The sequence below is a fragment of the Candidatus Limnocylindrales bacterium genome (assembly GCA_035626395.1).
Lineage (GTDB): Bacteria > Desulfobacterota > Binatia > UBA1149 > CAITLU01 > DASPNH01.
In genome coordinates this window covers 415,632-434,886 of record DASPNR010000031.1, presented here as the reverse complement: position 1 = coordinate 434,886, position 19,255 = coordinate 415,632, and the positions used below count along the sequence as shown (strand labels likewise).

Here is a 19,255-nt window from a genome sequence, read left to right as displayed (position 1 = left end):
GCGTATAAGCACGCGTCGGCGTGGGGCCGGCACCGCGCCGGCATCGCCTGCGCCATTCTTCGGGGAGGGGTTCCTATCGTGCATCACCTACGGCGCCGGCTCGTGGCGGCATCCGCCACGCTCTCGCTATTTCTGTCTCCCGCGCTCGCGGCCGCGCAGGAAGACACCGGACTGTTCATGAACATCCTGCCGCCGGGCAACCGCGGCTACCTGACGCCCGCCGAAGGTCTGGCGTATCTGGACACGGGCGAGCTGCCGCCCAACGTCGATGATCAGCGCCCGCTCTACGCGGCGCTCACCTACGCGCCGATGACGCTGGTCGACGAAGACCTTGCCGACTACTTCAAGGACGCTCCGATCGCGCAGACCGGAAGCGATAGCCAGTTCCCTGCAGGCGGAAGGCCCGGCGTCACGATCGTTCGCGACGAGTGGGGAGTTCCCCACATCACCGCGCGCCGCCGTCCCGACATCATGTACGGCATCGGCCTGGCCTCTGCCTGGGACCGCCTGTTCGCGATGGACCTTGCCAGACGCGCCGGACGCGGCCGCCTCTCCGAGTTCGTGGGCAACGATCCGTTCATCCTGTCGCAGGACGAGGGCATCTACGCGTTCGCCGGCTACGACGACGAGGATCTGCAGCAGCAGTACGATGATCTGATTGCCTCGTCGGGAGGCCTCGGCAAGCGCGCCGACAGCGACATCCAGAATTTCGTCGCCGGCATCAACGCGTTCATCACGTGGGTGAACCAGAACCCGTTCGCACGCGCGCCCGTTGAGTACATCGGCCTGGAGCGCACGCCGGTCGAGCCGTTCAAGAAGATCGACATCCTGGCGGTGGCGGTGCTGCTCGAGTACCTTTTCGGCTCCGGCGGCGGCGGCGAGCACGAAAACGCATTGCTGTTGCAGAAGCTGCAGACCGATCTCGGTGAGGCCACGGGAACCGCCCTGTGGAACGACCTGCGCGCTCTCGAGGAGCCCGAGTCGTCGGCGACGACGGATCTTTCGTTCCCCTACCACGTGCAGGGCACGGTCGATGCGGACGCGGTGGCGATGCCCGACCCGGGCTCGCTGATCTCGGAGCCGTTCGTGCAGTTCACCGGCCCGATGCCGGCGCAGGAGAGCTCGTTCATCGACACGCGCTTCCTGCAGCGCAAGGGCCCGCATCCCTCGATGAGCAACTTCCTGGCGGTCACGGCCGAGAAGGCCGTCGGCAACCATCCCATTCTCGTCGGCGGGCCGCAGGCGGCCTACCTGGTGCCGGAGCTGCTCTACGAATTCAGCGCCAGCGGCGGCGGCTTCCACACGCGCGGCGTCGCGCCCCTGGGCACGCCCTACGTCGTGCTCGGACGCGGCCGCAACTACGCATGGACCGCCACCGCCGGCGGCTCCGACAACACCGACGTGCGCGCCGAGCTGCTGTGCGAGCCGGACGGCGTCACGCCGGTGTCGATCGAGTCGAAGGGATACATGTTCAACGGCGTGTGCGTGCCGATGTACGAGCGCGTCGATACCTGGTGCGTCGGCCCCGGACAGTCCGATCCCGACTACTGCGATTCGCACCCGCACAACGTCGCGGCGACCGTACAGCGCACCATCCATGGCCTCGTGTTCGCGAGGGCGACGGTGGACGGCGCGCCGGTGGCGCTCGTCAAGCAGCGCACCAGCTTCTTCAAGGAAGGCCTGAACGCTCTGGCGTTCCAGCGCATCAACAAGAAGACCGCCACGGCGCGCACGTTCGAGCGCGCCATCAGCCTGGTTCCCGGCAGCTTCAACTGGGTCTACGTCAACGAAGAGGAGCTCTTCTACTACCACTCCGGTCTGGTGCCGAAGCGCGCGCCGGGCGTCGACCTTGCCATGCCTTCCTGGGGCACGGGCGAATGGGAGTGGCAGGGACTGGTGCCCGCCGACGAGCATCCGAGCGAGCTCGATCCGGCCAAGGGCTACTTCACCTCGTGGAACAACAAGCCGGCGCGCGGCTGGCAGGCGGCCGACACCAACTATTCCTTCAGCAGCGTTCACCGCGTCGACATGCTCGAGGTGCGGCTGAAGGATGCGCTCGAGGCCGGCCAGGTCAGCGTTCCCGAGATGGTCGGAATCATGGGCGATGCCGGCTACACCGACCTGCGCGGACAGGAGCTGCTGCCCACGGCGCTCGAGCTGATCGGAACCGAGCCCGGGCTGGAGACGGTCCTCGGCATCCTCGGCGACTGGGTCACCGCGGGGGCGATGCGTCGCGACCGCGACAACAACGGCGACTACGACCACACCTCGGCCGTGGCGATCATGGACGCCTGGTTCCCCGAGATGATCGATGCGGTGGTGGGGCCGCAGCTGGCGCCGTACTACGGCGACATCCCGCTCGGCTTCGACGACGAGCCGAGCGACATCGGCTCGGCCTACCAGTCCGGCTACTACGGCCTGATCGACAAGACGATGCGGATGGCCGCGGGCGAACCGGTCACCGGCCCGTATCAGGTGCTGCGCTGCGCCGACGGAACGGCCAGCGGCTGCCGCGCCGCGCTCGTCTCGAGCCTGCAGGCGGCGGTGTCGGAGCTGACGACGGAGTTCTCGTCGTCGGATCCGAACGACTGGAGCGTCGATCCGGCCAGCGAGGAGATCCACTTCCGTCCCTTCGGACTGGTCGAAGTCGATCCGATGCCGTGGGTGAACAGGCCTACCTTCCAGCAGGTCGTGCAGGTGGAACGGAAGCGCTGACGCCGGGCACCATTTGCCTGATGCGAAGGAGAGGGAATGGCGTGCTCGCCATTCCCTCTTCTCGTTTCAGCCGGGTCGCCGCAGGAGGTCGCGTGCATTGCCGAGGTCGCCGAGGCGCGTGTCCATGCCGTGGCCGGGCCCCTTGAGAACATCGAGAGGGTCGCGCAGGTCGTCGACGTAGCCGAGCGCGTAGGCACCGCGCTGATAGCCCATGAGACGCAGGAGATCGTCGGGAAGCGTTCGCGCGATGTCGTGCGGCACGGCCAGGTACTGGTTCTCCTCCTGGCGCAGCCAGCTTCGCGCGTAGGTGATGTTGAGGCCGTAGCGCACGGACTGCGAGCGGTTGGCGCCGCCGCCGTGATAGACCGATCCCGTGTACAGCAGCACCGAGCCGGCGGGCATCTCCGCCGGCTCGGTGTCCTCGTAGCCGAACTGGAGCCGGTCTTCGCGTTTGTTGCTGCCGGGGATGATGCGCGTGGCGCCGTTGGCGTCCGTGAAATCGCACATCGCCCAGATCGTGTTGCACTGGACCTCGTAGCCGCGGGGAAACGGAAAGAAGTCGAACGCCCACTGGTCGCGATGGATCTGCTGGCCGCCCTCGCCTGGACCGATGGCGATCATCTGCGTCAGGTGAAGCTGATAGCTGGTCGCGTCCGCCAACAGCCCGCCGACCACCTCGCGAACGACCGGATGCAGGACGAGCTCGCGACAGGCGGCGGAGCGCGCGATCAGGCCGCCGGTGCGGCGCGTGTTGTGACCGGCGAAATCGTCGGTCCCGGGCGCCGTGGCCTCGATGAATGGCGCCAGCTCGTCCAACACGCGCGCCGTCATCGAGGCATCGATGAGCCGTTCGACCACCGCGCAGCCCTGCTCTTTCAGCGCATCGACGACGGCGGCCGGGGCAACGTCACGAGAGAACCGTGGGATGGCCATGGCGGGCACCTCCTGCGCCAAGACTTGCCGCGGCCCCGGCCCGGCAGCAAGCGCGGGCGCGATGGAACCGAAGCATTCCGCGCGGTGACCACGCCGCCCTCTGGCGATGCAGGCATTGGCGTCGCGACCGGCCTGACGAGGTTTGCTCGCCCGCATCGGTCCGGCATACATAGCCCTCGATGGGTCTGTATGCGCGCTACGTGCTGCCGCACCTTCTCGATTACGCGATGCGCGACAAGTGCATCATGCGCCAGCGCGGCAAGATCGTGCCCCTGGCGCACGGGCGCGTGCTCGAAGTCGGCATCGGTTCGGGCCTCAACCTCTCCTTCTACGACAAGAGCCGGCTGCAGAAGCTGATCGGGCTGGACCCGTCCCCGGAGCTGGGCAGGATCGCGCGCAGGCGTGCGCAGGAGACGGGCCTCGACGTCGAGTGGCTGCCGCTGTCGGGCGAGAAGATTCCGCTGGAGGATGCCAGCGTCGACAGCATCGTCATCACCTACACGATGTGCACCATTCCCGACGTGCACTCGGCGCTGCTCGAGATGCGGCGCGTGCTTCGCAGCGGCGGACAGATGTTCTTCTGCGAGCACGGCCGCGCTCCCGACGAGTCCGTGCGCAAATGGCAGGACAGGCTCAATCCGCTGTGGGGACGCATCTCCGGCGGCTGCCGTCTCAACCGGGACGTGCCGAGAATCGTGCAGGACGCGGGCTTTCACGTCGCCAGCCTCGAGACGATGTACCTGCCGGGCCCGCGCCCGATGACCTTCAACTATTGGGGAACCGCAACCAGGTGAGGGAACGAGCGTGAGCACCATCAACGTCGGCGACGAGGCGCCGGATTTTCGCCTGCGCGACCAGAACGGCCGCGAAGTGGGCCTGAGCGATTTCCGCGGCAGGAAGGCCGTCGTGCTCTACTTCTATCCCAAGGATGAGACGCCCGGCTGCACCAAAGAGGCGTGCAGCTTTCGCGACTCCTACCAGGACTTCGGCGATGCAGGGGCCGAAGTCCTCGGCATCAGCGGCGACTCGGTCGCGGCCCACGAATCGTTCGCCAAGCACCACAACCTGCCCTTTACGCTGCTCGCCGATGCCGGCAACGTCGTGCGCAAGCGGTACGGCGTGCCGAGCACGATGTGGATCCTTCCCGGCCGCGTCACCTACGTCATCGACAAGCAGGGCGTGGTACGCCACGTCTTCAACTCGCAGCTCCAGGCCACGCGTCACGTCGAGGAAGCGCTCGAGGTCGTGCGCAAGCTGGCCTCAGCCAGCTGAGACGCGGCGCGCAGAGCGATGACGCAGCCCGAGCTCGAGCGCCTCTTCCTGTTCTGCAACTACGGCGTGCTTCCAGCCTGGGGCATGCTGCTCGTCTACCCCGGAACGCGCCTGACGCACTGGATCGTTCACTCGGTGTTCATCCCGATCCTGCTCGGCGCCGTCTACCTGTTCCTGATGGTCAGCGGCACCGACGTGCCCGAAGGCGCGGGCTTCTTCACGCTCGAGGGCGTGCTGCGCTTCTTCGACAGCCCGCGCCTGGCGCTGGCGGGGTGGGTCCACTACCTCGTTTTCGATCTGTTCATCGGGGCGTGGGAGGCGCGCGATGCCGTTCGTCGCGGGATCCGCCGCGTCTGGCTCGCGCCGTGCCTGCTGCTCACGCTGATTGCAGGGCCCGTCGGCCTGATGCTGTACCTCCTGGTCCGCCTGCTGCTCGAGCGAGAGGCGCTGCTCGAAGAAGGAGAAGCCGACCTGTGATCACGCTCTACGAGCATCCCCTTTCGCCGTATGCGCAGAAGTGCAAGATCGCGTTGCGCGAAAAAGCCGTCGACTTCGCGCTCGTCACACCCGACGTGATCGGAAGCGGGCGCGACGACGTCATGGCCGACTTCCTGCGCCTCAATCCCCGCGCCGAAGTTCCCGCGCTCGTGGACGGCGAGACCTGCGTCTACGACTCGACCGTCATCCTCGAGTACATCGAGGACCGCTGGCCGTCGCCTCCCCTGCTCCCGCCTTTGCCCGCCGAGCGCGCGCGCGCTCGCATTCTCGAAGACGTCTGCGACACGCACTACGACGCGATCAACTGGGGCGCCATGGAGATTCTCGTCTTCAAGCGCGCCACCGGCGACCTCGCCGACAAGCTGCTCGGCGAAGCGGCGCGGCAGGCCACGGGCCTCAACGCCTGGCTGGAGCGTCATCTCGGCGGTCGCGAATGGATGAACGGCGCCGCCTTCGGCTGGGCCGACCTCAGCGTGATCCCGTACGTCAACGGCGCCGCCGCCTTCGGCAACGGGCCGCGCGCAGGCAGCGCACTGGCGAGCTGGCAGGAGCGCGTCAACGCGCGGCCGTCGGTGGCACAGACGACGCAGGAGGCGACGGCGTCGATGGCGGGCATTCCGGACCTTGCCCGTGTCCTGGCCCCCGGTGTCTTCGTGCGCGAGTACCGCGACCACCGTCTGGAGTGGATGATCCGCAGCGGCGGACTCTCGATCGTCACCGACGGGATGGAGAAAGGCACCATCCGCTTCAGCCGCGAGATGAGCTGATACCCACGCACCAGTGGACATCGCGTGCGCCTGCGGTGTAGAAGCCAATCGCAGGAGGTGTCGCCGTGCGAACACTGATAGGCCTCGTCTACGTGCTTTGTGCGGCAGCGGTGGCAGCGTCTGCATCCGCAGCTCCCGCTTACGACCATCAGCTCTGCTACAAGATCAAGACCGACAAGGCTTTCGAGGCGGCGCAGGTCAATCTCGACGCTCTGCGCAGCGAGTACGGGCTGCAAGGGTGCACGCTCAAGCCCAAGGCCAAGCACGTCTGCCTGCCCGTTCGCAAGAGCATCGTCGAGCTCAGCGGGGGCAGGCCTCTTGCCATCGCAGGCGGCGAAGCATCGCAGACCATCTGCTACACGGTGCGATGCCCTGCCGAGGAGCTGCCGCCCGCAACCTTCAGCGACCAGTTCGGCAGCCATCAGCTCTCCAAGTTCAAGCCATCGCTGCTGTGCGCACCTGCCATCGCCGGCGTTCCTCCCTCCAGCAGCACCACCACCACGACCCTGAGCGCGACGACCACGACGGTGCAGGCGCCGACAACGACTCTTTGCGGGCAGCCCGAAACCTGCAACGGCGTCGACGACGACTGCGACACCGAGGTCGACGAGGACCTCGGCACCGTCACCTGCGGCGTCGGCGCCTGCTTCCGCAGCGTTTCGGCCTGCACCGACGGCGAGCCGACGGTGTGTCAACCTGGCTCGCCGGCCGCCGAGAGCTGCAACAACGCCGACGACGACTGCGACGGCGCGGTCGACGAGAACGTCACGCAGTCGTGCGCGTCCGATTGCGGCCCGGGAACTGCGACCTGCAGCGCGGGCATCTTCGGCGAGTGCGTCGGGCGGGCGCCGCAGGAGGAGACCTGCAACGGCGTCGACGACGACTGCGACACCGAGGTCGACGAGGACCTCGGCACCGTCACCTGCGGCGTCGGCGCCTGCTTCCGCAGCGTTTCGGCCTGCACCGACGGCGAGCCGACGGTGTGTCAGCCTGGCTCGCCGGCCGCCGAGAGCTGCAACAACGCCGACGACGACTGCGACGGCGCCGTCGACGAGAACGTCACGCAGTCGTGCGAAGGAGAATGCGGCACGGGCATCGCCACCTGCTCGGGCGGAATTTTCGGCGAGTGCGTCTGCAACTAGGGCCGCGCCGGCAAGCCGCGCCGAGCATGCGTTGCAACGCTGGCGCTGCTCCATCCGCAGACGGCACGCCGTTCGCCGCGGCACGCCGCTCCACCGGCACACGGCGCGCTCGCTGCTGGGCACGCTCCCTGGTGCGCGCGAGCACGCGTGCGGTCGAGACGGAGAGGATCAGTCCGGCAGTCCGAGCATGCGCTTGGCGATGACGCCGAGCTGAATCTCGCTGGTGCCGCCTTCGATCGAGTTTCCGCGCGAGCGCAGCCAGTCGCGCGTAACTTCCAGCTCGTCCTCGTCGAAGCCTTCGCCTTCCCAGCCGAGAGCGGCGGGGCCGGCGATGGCCGTCATCAGATGCTGGCGGCGCATGTTGAACTCCGAAGCGTAGTACTTGAGCAGCGAGCTCTCGGCGCCCGGCTTCTCGCCGGATGCCAGGCCGGCATGCAGGCGCGCGATGGTCAGCTCGAAGCAGCGCCGGTCCATCTCGCTCTGCGCGATCTGCTCGCGCAGCACGGCATCGCCGATGCGTCCTCGCGAGTCGCTGCCGGCATGGCGCCGCGCGGCCTGGACGAGAGGATTCTCCTCGGCGGTGCCGACGGTGCTGAAGACTTCGCCGTGCGTCGACCGCTCGAACTCGAGCACGGCCTTTCCGACCGTCCAGCCCTGGTTCCAGCCGCCGACGACGCTCGAAAGCGGCACCCGCACGTCCTCGAAGAACGTTTCGCAGAACGGCGACTTGCCGCTGATCAGCAGCGTCGGCCGCACCGTCACCCCGGGCGTGGTCATGTCGAGGAGAACGAACGAAATGCCCTGCTGCTTCTTCGCCGCCGGATCGGTGCGAACGAGGAGGAACATCCAGTCCGACAGGTCCGCATAGGATGTCCAGCATTTCTGGCCGTTGATGACGAGCTCGTCGCCGTCGCGCACCGCCGAGGTGCGGAGCGAGGCCAGATCGGAGCCGGCGCCGGGCTCGCTGTACCCCTGACACCAGCGGATCTCGCCGCGCACGATCGGCGGCAGGTGCTCTCGCTTCTGCTCCTCGGTGCCGAACGCGAGCAACGCCGGTCCGATCATCGTCAGACCGAAGCCGGCAAGAGGCGGCGGGATCTTCAGCCGTGCCATCTCCTGGCGGATGATGCGCGCGTGGTCCTCGGTCAGACCGCCGCCGCCGTACTCGATCGGCCAGGCAGGGGCGATCCACCTCTTCTCCACCATCGCCTCGACCCAGCGCTTCTCGTCGGCTTGCCAGTCGTACCGGCGCCCGCCCCAGCAGCCGTCGAAGGGCGTGGTCTCCCGGCCGATGAGCGAAGGCGGACAATGGGCGGCGAGCCAGGAGGCGGCATCGCCGCGGAAGCGTTCGAGATCGTTCATGTCAGCGGGCCCCGTGCAGCGCCTTGCGCAGCGCGCCGGTGGCATCTTCCATGGCCGCGGTCGCCTCGGCGATCACGCCGCCGGCCATCGACGCGAAGCCGTGGATCATCGACGCATGGTTGCGGTACTCGACGCGCACGCCCGCTTCGGCAAGGCGTTCGGCGTAGGCCCTGCCCTCGTCGCGCAGCACGTCGAAGCCGGCCGTCATGACGAACGCCGGCGGCAGCCCCGACAGATCGGGAGCGTGAAGCGGCGAGACGCGCGGATCGCCGCCGCAGCTGGAGTCGGGCAGGTAGTGGTCGCGGAACCAGTGCATCAGCGAACGCGTCAGATAGAAGCCGTCAGCGAACAGCTCGTAGGAGCGAGAATCGCGGCTGACGTCGGTGACCGGGTAGATGAGGAGCTGGAAGTCGGGCGCGCGCTCGCCCGCGCGAGTCGTCTCCAGCGCGACCACGGCCGCAAGATTGCCGCCCGCGCTGTCTCCGGCCACGGCGATGCGCGAGGGATCGCCGCCGAAGCCGGCGGCATTGGCGGCGATCCATCGAAACGCGGCCAGCGCTTCCTCGGCCGCGCACGGGAACTTGTTCTCGGGCGCCAGGCGGTAGTCGACGAACACGACGATGGCCTCGGCCTGTTCGGCGATGCGGCGCGCAACCTGCTCGTGGCTGTCGGGCCCGCCGATCACCCAGCCGCCCCCGTGATAGTAGACGACGACCGGATGCGGCGAGCGCCCGACGCGCGGAACGTAGATGTGCAGAGGGATCGAGCCGTGCGGCCCGTCGATGTCGCGCCGCTCTACGCGCGACATCACCGGCACGTCTCCGGCAAGCACGGCCGCCGACTGGATGAAGAGGCGGCGGCCGACGTCCAGCGGAAGATCCTGCAGCAGCGGCTGCCGGGCCTTGGCCATCATCTGCAGCAGCACCTGCAGCTGAATGTCGAGCGTCTGTCCGTCGATCACCACCGGAGGCCCGGCCAGCAGCGCCAGGACCGGTCGAGGCAGGCTCAAGGTGGCACGCACGACGGCGTTGCGAACATCTTCGATCACGCAGGCTGCCTTCCTCGTCTGGATTCGCGGCCGCGGGGGCCGCATGCGCCGGGCGCGGAGTATAGAGAGGAGGACGCGGGCGGGGAAACCGCCGTCAGAAGAACCAGAAGCCGTCCGATTTCTGCAGCTTCTTCTCGCACGTACGCAGCTGCGAGTCGTAGCGTGCGGCGCGCGCCGATACCTTCTCGGCCGTGGTCAGCAGCCACCGTTTCTTTCGATGGCTGCCGCGCCGGTAGCCGGTCGGGCCTTCGTGGTAGGCCAGATAGAGGCGGTAGGCGTCGGCCTTGCCGATGCCGCAGGTGCGAGCGGCGCGGGCGTTGTACCAGCCGATGAAGTCGACGGCGTCACCGAAGTCGTCACGGTCGGCCCAGCGGTTGCCGGTTTCGCGCTGGTACTCGGCCCAGGTCGAATCCAGCGCCTGCGCATAGCCATAGGCCCTGGACGGCCGCGGCCCCGGAATGAAGCCGAGATACCACTTGCGCGGCGGCCGCGCGTCGCTGCGAAAGGAGGACTCCTGGCGAATGAAGGCGAGCTGCACCGAGATCGGCACGCCCCAGCGTTCGTGCGCCTGACGGGCTTCCTCGTACCAATCCTGCTTCTCGAAGAAGATCGCGCAGGCGTCGTCGACCCTGCGCGGAGGCGCCGCGCTGCATCCGCCGAGCAAGACGGCCATCGTCACGGCAACGGCCGCCGTTCCACCACACCACCACAGCATCCAGCCGCGATGTTAGCGCCGTGAAAACGCTTGTTCCAGCACGGTTGCACGCCTTTGATCGCCCATTTTTGTACGCCGGCGTCGCAGCTCGCTGCGATGCCTGCCGGTGGTCCGATGCGGACGTCTGTTCCGGCTGCCGCACGAATTTGATGGATCTGCCGCCCCATCGAAGGGGCGTGCCGTCGACCGACGTCGCGAAGTTGCGATGGGCTTGACGGCGGCAACACGCTACGGTCCGCCATCTTCTCGTCTTGGGGTTGGGGAAAACGGATGGACACGAGTGAAGCTGGGGCACCGGCGCGTCCGACGCCGGTGACGCCGCATCGTCATGCTCCTTGGCTGCAGGCGCTTTCGCTGGCGATGGCGATGACTGCGGCGCTGCTCGCCGCGCCGTCGATCGGCCATGCCGTCTGCGGCGACGGCAATCTGGAGCCGAGCGAGGAATGCGATCCGGGCGGCGCGGTGTACATCGATGGCAATCCCGCCAACGGGACCTGCACCACCGGCAACGATTGCTTCTACGAAACCACCTGCTGCAAGTTCAACTGCCAGTTCGTCGGCCAGGGTGCGACCTGCTTCGACGACAATCCCTGCACCGTCACCGACCAGTGCAACCAGACCGGCGGCTGCGGCGGCAATTCCGTCCCCGACGGCACCGGCTGCGACGACGGCCTGTTCTGCACCACCGGCGACACCTGCAACGGCGGCATCTGCTCGGGACCCGCCTACGACTGCAACGACTCGAACTTCTGCACGGACGACTCGTGCAACGAGGCGCTCGATACGTGCTCCAACGTCAACAACGCCCTTGCCTGCGACGACGGCCTCTTCTGCACCGTCGCCGACACGTGCTCGGGCGGCGCGTGCACCGGCAGCGCGCGCGACTGCTCCGATCCCAACTTCTGCACCACCGACGCCTGCGACGAGGCCGCCAACACCTGCACGAACACCAACAACACCCTGCCCTGCAACGATGGCCTCTTCTGCACCGTCGGCGACGTCTGCGCGGGCGGCGCATGCAGCGGCAGCGCGCGTGACTGCTCCGATTCGACGATCTGCACCAATGATTCGTGCAACGAGGCCGGCAACTTCTGCGCCCACGCCAACAACACGCTCGCCTGCGACGACGGGCTCTACTGCACCGTCGGCGATACGTGCTCGGGCGGACAGTGCACCGGCCCTGCGCGCGATTGCAGCGACGGCCAGGTCTGCACCGACGACGTCTGCAACGAGGTCGGCGATACCTGCACCAACCCGTTCAACACCGCCCCCTGCAACGACGGGCTCTTCTGCACGGCCACCGATGCCTGTTCGGCGGGTTCCTGCGTGGGCTCGGGCGACGCCTGCGACGATGCCAACGTGTGCACGGACGACGCGTGCAACGAGGGCGCCGACAGTTGCGGTTACACGAACAATGCCCTCCCCTGCGACGACGCCGATGCCTGCACGACGCTGGACACGTGCTCGGGCGGGAGCTGCGCCGGCGGCCCGCCGCTGGTGTGCGACGACCTCAACGTCTGCACCGACGACTCGTGCGACCCCGCGTCCGGATGCGTCCACGACGGCAACGGCGACCCCTGCGACGATTCGCTGTTCTGCACCGTCAACGACCACTGCTCCGGCGGCATCTGCAGCGGCGCCGTGCGCGACTGCGGCGACGACAACATCTGCACCAGCGACGAGTGCGACGAGGCCACCGACTCCTGCACGAGCGCCTTCAACACCGCCCCCTGCGACGACGCCGACGCCTGCACCGACGGCGATCAGTGCAGCAGCGGTGCCTGCGTGCCCGGGCCTCCTCTGGTGTGCGACGACCTCAACGTGTGCACCGACGACTCCTGCGACAGCGCCATCGGCTGCGTCGTCGTGGCCAACGCGCTGGCCTGCGACGACGGCGACATCTGCACGCCGCTGGATGCTTGCGCGGCCGGTGCCTGCCAGGGCACCGGCACCACGTGCGGAAACGGCTCGACCGAGGAGACCTGCGGCGAGACGTGCGACGACGGCAACGGCGGTGACGGCGACGGCTGCTCGGCCACGTGCCAGGTCGAGGTGCGCCGCGAGGTGGTGCTGACCAAAGTCGACAACTTCGACCCCGTCACACCCGGCTCGCTGCTGACCTACACGGTCTCGTACAGCAATACCGGAGAAGGAACCGTCTCGGGCGTGGTCCTGAGCGATCTCGTCGATCCCGGCACGACGTTCTTCTCGGCCGCGCCGCCACCCGATGAGGGCACCACCGATACCTGGACGATCGGCGAGCTGGCTCCGGGCCAGAGCGGCAGCATCGACATCACCGTCGTGGTCGGCACCGAGCTGGCCGACGGCGACAGCGTCATCAACGTTGCAACCATCAGCACCGGCGAGGGCGTCAGCGCCGAGGCGGCCGAGACGACCGGAATCGCGCTGCCCGGCGACACGGCGTTGCTGCGCGTCGACGTCGTCGCGCATCTTTCCTCGTCGCGCTCTCCGGGAGGCTTCGTCTACACCATCAGCTACGGCAATGACGGCGTGGACGCCGCCGTCGGCGCCGTGCTCGAGCTGGCCCTGCCCGCCGGCGTCACCTTCGGCGGCGCCTCGGTGCAGCCAGCCTCGTTCGAGGATGCGAGCGCGACCTGGATCCTCGGCGACCTGGCGCCCGGCGACCGCGGCAGCCTGGTCGTGGCCGTCAACGTGGCCGGCGGCCTCTCCAGCGGCACATCGATTGCCGCGTGCGCACAGCTTCAGGGGACGCCCGCCGAGGGCGAGCTGCCCTCGCCGGGACTGCATGCCGGCGCGTGCGCCAGCACCGACATCGTCGGCGAGTGCGACCTGTGGCTGTCGAAGACGCATCTGCCGGCGCCCGCGCTGGCCACTGCGGCGGCCGCTGCGAATTCCACGTCCACTGCAGCGTCGGCGCCGGCAGCGCCTGCCGCGCGCACCGCGACGGCGAGCACGGCGGCCGCTCCGGATCGCGGCGCCGCCGCGTTCATCCGGCCGCACACGGTGACGGTGGTCGGCAACCGCAACGTGCGCGTGGGCATGGGAGCCAGCTACTCGATCCGTTACCGCGACATCGGCTTCCCGAACTCGCTCGACGTGACGATTCCGGACGGCTTGACGGTGACGCTGGTGTCGCCGCCGCCGACGACGATCGACGGCAACGTGCTGCGCTGGCTCAACGTGCCGTCGCCGAGCGGGAGCATCGCCATTCGCGCCGTCGTCGACTCCGACGTCGTGCCGGGAACCGGCATGGTCGTCGATGCGGCCCTGACCGACAACGCAAGCGTCGTGGCCACCGGCTCCTTCACGACGATGGCGCTCGACGACACCACCGTCATCGCCGAGGATGCCGAGCCGCTGCTGAGCGTCACCGGCGTGCGCAACCTGCGCCCGGGTGCGGCCGGCTCCTACAGCCTGCGCTACAGCCGCATCACCGACGTCAACTCGCTGACCGTAGGCATTCCCCCCGGCTTCACCGTCACCTCCACGTCGCCGCCGGCGGAGAGCGCCGCCGCCGGCGTACTGACTTGGAGCGACGTGCACGCGCCCTCGGGCAGCCTCGTCATTCGCGGCACCGTCGATGAGGAAGCGGCGCCTGGCACGGCGCTGACGCTGACGGCGACGCTGACCAACGAGGCGGAGGTGGCAACCTTCGCGCAGTTCACGACGCTGGTGCAGGAGAGCGGCCCCGCGGTCAGCGATCCGGCCGCGAGCCTGGAAGGCACCGAGCTGACGTACGAGGTTCGGTGGCTGGCGCCTTGCAGCGACGTCTCCTCGGTCGTCATGACCGACTCGCTGCCGTCCGACGTCGAGTTCGTCACGGCGGCGACCACTCGCGGAACGCTGACACGTGCCGGCGCCGACGTCCGCGTGGCCTACACGGTGGCCGAGGCGGGAACGCCGCAGCTGGCCCGCATCTTCTCGCGTCTTGCCTCCGAGCCGGCGCCGGGCTCGCTGATCGTCAACGACGCGACCGTCGCGCGCATGGGCGGATCGATTTCGGATGCCGATCCCGTCGAGATTCCCGACCGCAGCCTGCCGGGCGCCGGACCCGCCGTCGACGTGGTCGGACGCCTGTTCGCCCGCGACGCCAGGCCGACGGCGATGGCCGTGCGGCTCGGCGACCTTTTGCCGGGCGCGCGCCTGGTCGTCAGCCTGCCGGCCGAGATCGTGCCGACTTCGGTGCAGCCGCCGCCGAGCGAGGTGCGAGGCAGCGTGCTGACGTGGACGCAGCTTCCGACGCCGGTGGCCACGGTGGTGGTGCGCGGCAACGTCGGCCTCGGCATGAGCGCTGCGCGCGCCGCTTTCTTGACCACGACCGCGGTGGTTCGAAATCCCGAAGGCCGCACGGCCAGCGAAGAATTCCACACGCTCGTCACGATCAAGGCACCCAAGCCGCCGGTGGTGCGCGCTGCGCGCTTCTCGCTCACGGGGCAGCGCTGGATCATCGATGGCGGCGGCGCAACGCTCGTCGGGCGCTACCAGCACCTGTCCGATGGCGGCGCGATGGAGCTGACGCTGCCCGAGGAGCTCATCGTCGAGGCGGTGTATCCGAGCGACGGCGTCGTCGACGGCAACGTGGTGCGGTGGGCGAGCCTTCCCGGCGAGAGCGGCAAGGTTACGGCGTTCGTGCGTCTGGCGCCGGATGCTGCCGGCGATGCAGGGTACGTGACGTTCTCCGGCACGCTGACGCCCACCGGAGGCGAGCCTCTCTCGCGTACGCGGATGGTGCTCCTGCGCTAGGGCTGGCGGCTGTAGAACCGCCGGCGCGTCCTCGCTAAGAGCCGGACATGGCCAATCCAACCGCGACGTTCGAAACCTCCCTGGGCACGTTCAAGGCCGAGCTGTATCTGGACAAGATGCCGGTGACCGCCGAGAACTTCCTGAAGCTGGCCGAGTCGGGCTTCTACGACGGCCTGCACTTCCACCGCGTCATCGACGGATTCATGCTGCAGTTCGGCTGTCCGCACAGCAAGGACCCCAACAGCTCGCGCTGCGGCACCGGCGGGCCGCCGCACGGCACCATCGCCGACGAATTTCCGCCGGACTTCAAGGCCTCCAACGAGCCGGGCACGCTCTCGATGGCCAACACCGGACGGCCCAACACCGGCGGCTCGCAGTTCTTCATCAACACGGTGCACAACGCCTACCTCGACTGGTTCTCGCCCGGCCCGTCCAAGCATCCGGTCTTCGGCAAGGTCACCGAAGGGATGGACGTCGTGCGCAAGATCGAGAAGGTTCGCACGGGGCCCAACGACCGGCCGGTGCAGCCGGTCAAAATGATCAAGGTCACGGTGCAGCGCTGAAGCGACTGGCGGTGCAGAGGTAGCCGCAACCGGCCGTCCGCTTCACTGCGTCGCTTCGGCGATGTCGAACACGTACGCGCCCGAGCCCCATTGCGCGTACAGGCCCACGAAGAGGAAGTCCCTTCGGCCGTTCCACTCGCCGGCCTTCCACTGCGTGCCGGTCCTGTACAAAGGGCGGACGGTCCAGCGATAGCGGCCCGGCGGCAGCGCCCGCTCCAGCACGTGGCTCGTCTCGGAAAGGCGGTCGATCTGGTAGACGACCCTGCCGCCGCTGTCGAAAACGGCCAGATCGTAGAGGACTTCGTCGGCGTCCTCCTCGCCCGGCTCCCACGACAGGAGCGGCCTGTTCTCCGTCAGCACCGCGCCATGGGGCGGCTGCACCGGCGTCAGGCCGCTGCTCCAGCGAAAGCAGCCGCCGAGCAGCAGCACGGCCACGCAGGCAACCAGCGTTCGTTTCATGGGCGAACCTCCTTCGTCGGCTGCTCCTGCACCGCGGCCACGAGCCTCAGCAGCAGGTTGCTGCGCGGATACGCGTGCCCGCGGTGCTGGCGAAACGCTTCCGCATGTTCCACGCCGATCTCCTCGCCGCGACGGCGGCTCCAGCGTTCCATCGAATCCAGGTACTCGTCGATGCCGTGCTGGGCCGCGAGCCACTGTCGCTGGCTGGCATGGCACGCCAGCATGGCTTTCTTGGTCTCGAACGTCGCGCTCACGTCGATGTAGAAGTCGGGCAGGACCGGGTGGCCGAAGATGTCGACGCCTTCGAGCGAGTCGACATAGTAGAGATGCGGCACGTGAGCGAGGATCGGCGCCGGCTGCGGCGCCAGCGTCGCAAAATTCCTGACCGACGCGTTGAAGGCCGCCTCGCGCACCAGGCGGCTGGTCATCTCGTGATCGGACATGTAGTCGACGGGCGGCGCCGTCAGGATGATGTCCGGCCTTGCGCGGCGCACGAGCTCGGTGACGCGGCGGCGTGCGTCGTCGGTGACGTCGATGCGCAGATCGCACAGCTCCAGGCAGGCGTATTCCGCGCCCAGCAGCTGCGCCGACGCCCGCGCTTCGGCGCGCCGCACCTGCGAGATCTCCTGCGGCGACAGCTCGACCGATCCGCCGTCTCCCGCCGTCATCGTGGCGATGACGATCGGGCAGCCCAGCCCTCTCAGGATCGCCAGCGTGCCGGCGCACTGGAACTCGACGTCGTCCGGGTGCGCGTGCACGGCCAGCACGCGATGCTCGTGCGGCAGCTTGTGGGTGGACCCGCGGTTCATGGCTCACCTGCGACGAGTCTGCACGACGCGAGCGTCGTTGGCATCGGATTGTGCCGTCTTTGCCTCTTTCGCGCCGCAGAAAAGTTCTTCGCCACCGGCAGCCGCGCTACGCTCGAAGTGGTCTGCCTGCGGAGAGGTCGTCCATGCGAGTGGTCATCGAGCCCAGCTACGAGCGCATGAGCAAGGTCGCGGCCGGCATGGTCGCCGATCTGGTACGCGAGAAGCCCGATTGTGTGCTCGGCCTGGCGACCGGGTCCACGCCGCTCGGCCTGTATGCCGAGCTCGTGCGGCTCAGCCATGAGGGCCTCGATTTCTCGCGCGTGACCACGTTCAACCTCGACGAGTACTACGGGCTGCCGCAACACGACGAGCGCAGCTACCACCACTTCATGGAGACGCATCTGTTCTCGCGGCTCGCGCAGCGGCCGGCGTGGACGCACATCCCCGATGGGCTCGCCGAAGACCCGGGCGCGTTCTGCGACCGGTACGAAGAGAGCATCCGCGAGGCCGGCGGCATCGACCTCCAGATCCTCGGCATCGGGCGCGACGGACACATCGGTTTCAACGAGCCGGGGTCGTCGCTGGGAAGCCGCACGCGGCTGAAGACGCTGGCGGCCGAGACCGTCCAGGACAACGCGCGCTTCTTCGGTTCGGTCGAGCAGGTGCCCGAGTTCGCCATCACCATGGGCGTCGGAACGATCTTCGAGGCGCGCCACTGCGTGCTGCTGGCCAGCGGCGCGCACAAGGCGCACGTGGTGGCGCAGGCGATCGAGGGGCCGGTGACGTCGTGGGTGACGGCGTCGGCGCTGCAGCTTCATCGCGATGCCGCCGTCGTCATCGACGAGGAAGCGGCCGGCGAGCTCGAGCGCATCGAGTACTACAAGCACGTGGAACGAAAGCGCGCCGAGCTGGTCGCGCAGAACAAACCTCGCGTCGCGGCCGCCATTGCGGGTTGAGGGCGCTTGGGCTGCGCGGCGGTCGCGCCGTCTCAGGCCCGTTTCGTAAGCGCCTCGATCTCCGCCTCGGCCATGCCCGCATCGCGCAGCACTTCGACCGTGTGCTCGCCCAGCGCGGGCACCGCGCGGCGAGGCATGGGCGAAGAGGGCAGCGCTGCCGAGTGCGGCGCGCGAAAGCTCACGGGCGTGTTCACCGCTTTTTGCGCCGCCGCACCTTGGCGGCCTTCCACCTCGACGATCCCGCCATTGCTCAGCACCTGCGGATCCGCCACGGCCTCGGCCGGCGTCTGTACCGGCACCCACCAGACCTCCTCGCGGTCGAAGCTTTCCGCCCACTGCGCGCGAGTTCGCTGCGCGAAGATCGCGTCGAGCTCGGCGATGAGCTGGCGGCGGTTGATGCGGCGGTCCTTCGGCGTGGCGTAGCGCGGGTCGGCGGCCAGCGCGGGATGGTCGATGGCCTTGCACAGCACCGGGAAATGGCGGTCGCCCTCCAGACCGATCAGCCAGAACCAGGAACCGTCGCCGGCCCGGTAGCAGTTGACCATCGGGTTGTCGCTTTCGTGGCGGGGCAGCGTCCTGCGCAGCTTCTCGTAGACGAGCTGGATGCCGAGGTCCCAGCCTATGCAGTACATACCGGCGCGCAGCAGCGAGGTCTCCACCAGCTGGCCCCGTCCGCTGCGGCCGCGCTCGAGCAGCGCAGCCAGGATGCCCGCCACCGCCGAGATGCCCGTGACGTGGTCGCCGAAGCCGCCACGCAGCGCCAGCGGCGGCTGATCGGAGGTGCGAAAAAGATCGGCGATGCCGGAGCGAGCCCAGAACGCGCCGATATCGTAGCCGGCACGGTCGGCCTCCCTTCCCTCCAGACCGAAGCCGGTGATGCTGGCGTAGACCAGGCGCGGAAACCGCGTCAGCAGCTCGTGATGGGACAGGCCGAGCCTGGCCAGCGCGGCCGGACGCATGTTCGTCACGAACACGTCGGCCGTCGCGATGATGCGCAGGGCCGCCTGGCGCCCGGCGTCGCTGCGAAGATCGAGCACGACGCTCTTCTTGCCGCGGTTGTCGAGGTCGAAAGGCGGGTTGTGGGGCACCTCGCTGCCGATGGCGAGCTGGAAGAAGGCCCGCATGGGGTCGCCCGAGGGCGGCTCGATCTTGATGACCTCGGCGCCCCAATCCGCCATGATCCCGCCGGCGGCTGGACCGGCCACCCAGACACCCATTTCCACGACTCGAACGCCTTCGAGCATCGCGTTCTCCTTGAGCGCGGGTCCCGGCAACGTCACCTTCACGACGG

General features: G+C 68.5%; 16 protein-coding genes. 9 read left to right on the top strand and 7 right to left on the bottom strand.

The window, feature by feature from the left end:
* Positions 1-102: 102 nt before the first annotated feature.
* Positions 103-2,715, top strand: a complete 2,613-nt coding sequence (locus VEC57_13410; GenBank protein HYC00126.1) for a penicillin acylase family protein — start codon at positions 103-105, stop codon at positions 2,713-2,715.
* A 66-nt stretch (positions 2,716-2,781) separates the two neighbouring features.
* Here the strand turns inward: VEC57_13410 and VEC57_13405 are convergent, their stop codons facing one another.
* Positions 2,782-3,648, bottom strand: coding sequence for a phytanoyl-CoA dioxygenase family protein (locus VEC57_13405; protein HYC00125.1), 867 nt, complete (start codon positions 3,646-3,648; stop codon positions 2,782-2,784).
* Positions 3,649-3,827: 179 nt separating this feature from the next.
* Between VEC57_13405 and VEC57_13400 the strand changes: the two genes are divergently transcribed.
* From VEC57_13400 to VEC57_13380, 5 genes are all read left to right on the top strand, one after another.
* The gene (locus tag VEC57_13400) at positions 3,828-4,442 is read left to right on the top strand and encodes a class I SAM-dependent methyltransferase (protein HYC00124.1); all 615 of its coding nucleotides are present in this window, start codon (positions 3,828-3,830) and stop codon (positions 4,440-4,442) included.
* A 10-nt stretch (positions 4,443-4,452) separates the two neighbouring features.
* Complete coding sequence (locus VEC57_13395) at positions 4,453-4,920, top strand: peroxiredoxin (protein ID HYC00123.1); 468 nt, start codon at positions 4,453-4,455, stop codon at positions 4,918-4,920.
* An 18-nt stretch (positions 4,921-4,938) separates the two neighbouring features.
* A complete protein-coding gene (locus VEC57_13390; protein ID HYC00122.1) occupies positions 4,939-5,397 on the top strand; it encodes an ABA4-like family protein in 459 nt (152 codons plus the stop codon).
* Entirely contained in the window at positions 5,394-6,185 is a 792-nt protein-coding gene (locus VEC57_13385; GenBank protein HYC00121.1) for a glutathione S-transferase family protein, read from the top strand. The genes VEC57_13390 and VEC57_13385 overlap by 4 nt, the downstream gene beginning before the upstream one ends.
* Before the next feature lie 65 nt (positions 6,186-6,250).
* Positions 6,251-7,327 carry a MopE-related protein gene (locus VEC57_13380; GenBank protein ID HYC00120.1) on the top strand — a complete coding sequence of 359 codons (1,077 nt, stop codon included), beginning with the start codon at positions 6,251-6,253 and terminating at the stop codon, positions 7,325-7,327.
* A gap of 168 nt (positions 7,328-7,495) precedes the next feature.
* Here VEC57_13380 and VEC57_13375 read toward each other — a convergent pair whose 3' ends face one another.
* The 3 genes from VEC57_13375 to VEC57_13365 form a co-directional block, all read right to left on the bottom strand.
* A complete protein-coding gene (locus VEC57_13375; GenBank protein HYC00119.1) occupies positions 7,496-8,689 on the bottom strand; it encodes an acyl-CoA dehydrogenase family protein in 1,194 nt (397 codons plus the stop codon).
* 1 nt (position 8,690) lies between these two features.
* A complete protein-coding gene (locus VEC57_13370; GenBank protein HYC00118.1) occupies positions 8,691-9,737 on the bottom strand; it encodes an alpha/beta hydrolase in 1,047 nt (348 codons plus the stop codon).
* 94 nt (positions 9,738-9,831) lie between these two features.
* Positions 9,832-10,410, bottom strand: coding sequence for a hypothetical protein (locus tag VEC57_13365; GenBank protein ID HYC00117.1), 579 nt, complete (start codon positions 10,408-10,410; stop codon positions 9,832-9,834).
* A 312-nt stretch (positions 10,411-10,722) separates the two neighbouring features.
* On the opposite strand from VEC57_13365, the gene VEC57_13360 reads away from it, so the two are divergent.
* Positions 10,723-15,177, top strand: coding sequence for a hypothetical protein (locus tag VEC57_13360; protein HYC00116.1), 4,455 nt, complete (start codon positions 10,723-10,725; stop codon positions 15,175-15,177).
* Positions 15,178-15,224: 47 nt separating this feature from the next.
* Positions 15,225-15,740: a peptidylprolyl isomerase gene (locus tag VEC57_13355; GenBank protein HYC00115.1), complete on the top strand. Its 516-nt coding sequence runs from the start codon at positions 15,225-15,227 to the stop codon at positions 15,738-15,740.
* Between the two features lie 42 nt (positions 15,741-15,782).
* Here the strand turns inward: VEC57_13355 and VEC57_13350 are convergent, their stop codons facing one another.
* Both VEC57_13350 and VEC57_13345 read right to left on the bottom strand, forming a co-directional pair.
* Positions 15,783-16,199 carry a hypothetical protein gene (locus tag VEC57_13350; protein HYC00114.1) on the bottom strand — a complete coding sequence of 139 codons (417 nt, stop codon included), beginning with the start codon at positions 16,197-16,199 and terminating at the stop codon, positions 15,783-15,785.
* On the bottom strand, positions 16,196-17,008 hold the full coding sequence (locus VEC57_13345; GenBank protein HYC00113.1) for a PIG-L family deacetylase: 813 nt from the start codon (positions 17,006-17,008) through the stop codon (positions 16,196-16,198). Before VEC57_13345 ends, VEC57_13350 begins: the two co-directional genes overlap by 4 nt.
* Before the next feature lie 143 nt (positions 17,009-17,151).
* On the opposite strand from VEC57_13345, the gene nagB reads away from it, so the two are divergent.
* Entirely contained in the window at positions 17,152-17,964 is an 813-nt protein-coding gene (gene nagB / locus VEC57_13340) for a glucosamine-6-phosphate deaminase (protein HYC00112.1), read from the top strand.
* Between the two features lie 32 nt (positions 17,965-17,996).
* On the opposite strand, the gene VEC57_13335 is transcribed toward nagB, so the two are convergent.
* On the bottom strand, positions 17,997-19,250 hold the full coding sequence (locus tag VEC57_13335; protein HYC00111.1) for a CoA transferase: 1,254 nt from the start codon (positions 19,248-19,250) through the stop codon (positions 17,997-17,999).
* Positions 19,251-19,255 lie beyond the last annotated feature (5 nt).

Excerpts from the sequence above, each read along its gene's own strand:
- VEC57_13355 (HYC00115.1), top strand. The coding sequence starts at position 15,225 with ATGGCCAATCCAACCGCGACGTTCGAAACCTCCCTGGGCACGTTCAAG.
- VEC57_13405 (HYC00125.1), bottom strand. The coding sequence starts at position 3,648 with ATGGCCATCCCACGGTTCTCTCGTGACGTTGCCCCGGCCGCCGTCGTC.
- VEC57_13365 (HYC00117.1), bottom strand. The coding sequence starts at position 10,410 with ATGGCCGTCTTGCTCGGCGGATGCAGCGCGGCGCCTCCGCGCAGGGTC.
- VEC57_13345 (HYC00113.1), bottom strand. The coding sequence starts at position 17,008 with ATGAACCGCGGGTCCACCCACAAGCTGCCGCACGAGCATCGCGTGCTG.
- VEC57_13350 (HYC00114.1), bottom strand. The coding sequence starts at position 16,199 with ATGAAACGAACGCTGGTTGCCTGCGTGGCCGTGCTGCTGCTCGGCGGC.
- VEC57_13360 (HYC00116.1), top strand. The coding sequence starts at position 10,723 with ATGGACACGAGTGAAGCTGGGGCACCGGCGCGTCCGACGCCGGTGACG.
- VEC57_13400 (HYC00124.1), top strand. The coding sequence starts at position 3,828 with ATGGGTCTGTATGCGCGCTACGTGCTGCCGCACCTTCTCGATTACGCG.
- VEC57_13390 (HYC00122.1), top strand. The coding sequence starts at position 4,939 with ATGACGCAGCCCGAGCTCGAGCGCCTCTTCCTGTTCTGCAACTACGGC.
- nagB (HYC00112.1), top strand. The coding sequence starts at position 17,152 with ATGCGAGTGGTCATCGAGCCCAGCTACGAGCGCATGAGCAAGGTCGCG.
- VEC57_13375 (HYC00119.1), bottom strand. The coding sequence starts at position 8,689 with ATGAACGATCTCGAACGCTTCCGCGGCGATGCCGCCTCCTGGCTCGCC.